Source organism: Paracoccus halophilus (assembly GCF_000763905.1).
GTDB lineage: Bacteria > Pseudomonadota > Alphaproteobacteria > Rhodobacterales > Rhodobacteraceae > Paracoccus > Paracoccus halophilus.
The window spans coordinates 1-715 of the sequence record NZ_JRKN01000101.1; the positions used below are offsets into that span (position 1 = coordinate 1).

The following is a 715-nucleotide window of genomic DNA, read 5'->3' on the forward strand; positions in this document are numbered from 1 at the left end:
TCTGTTCTTTCGTAAACTTGATCACCATATTATCCTCGCTCAGTGGCAGGCTGAATGACATTGCCGATATCCGCAGGCCTGATCATCAGCGGCTTGCCAGTCTCGACGAGGTCCATCCGCTGGCTGGCGTGCTCGCCTCGCGCATCCAGCCCATGCCTCAGCAGCATTGCTGGATCATCTTTGCTTTCGGCATGGGTGGCCTCGATCCCCCGCCAGAATGCGGCGCGCTGGACGTCGTCAAAGCGCGGCACATATCTGTTGAAATGTTCCGGCCGGTAATATTTGAAGAAATACCGCTCGCCGTCCTCGTCCTCGATCCTCAGGAACTTCTTGAGATGCGTTTTCAGCCGCGGCAGTTCCAGCCGCGAATGGAGCAGGATGCCCCAGTCATGGCCGTAGCCGTCCTCGACGAACCAGTCCCAGGCATCGGAATGGCGCGCCAGTTCGACCAGCCAGGGCGCGACCTCGGCCATGTCGTCATAAGCGGCACCATCGAACAGGCAGCGGGCGGGATCGGAAAACCCCTCCAGACAGATCGGAATATCGGCGCTTTGCGAGGCATCGAGCAGAGCGTAAGCACGCAGCGGCGGGATCGCCGTATCGGATAGCTGCCGCTGCCGTTCATCCTCCTCCAGCGGCGAAAAGACGATCTGCTCGAGGCCAAGCGCCAGGGCCTCCCGGTCTGGAGAACCCGTTAGTGCCTCGGGAAGGTCAG

The 715-nt window shown here is 60.6% G+C and carries 1 protein-coding gene; it reads right to left on the reverse strand.

Going from position 1 to position 715, the window contains the following annotated elements; all coding sequences use genetic code 11:
- Nucleotides 1-29: 29 nt before the first annotated feature.
- Nucleotides 30-715: DUF4123 domain-containing protein (locus tag IT41_RS19255; RefSeq protein WP_052081808.1), on the reverse strand; the 686-nt coding region annotated here is incomplete at its 5' end.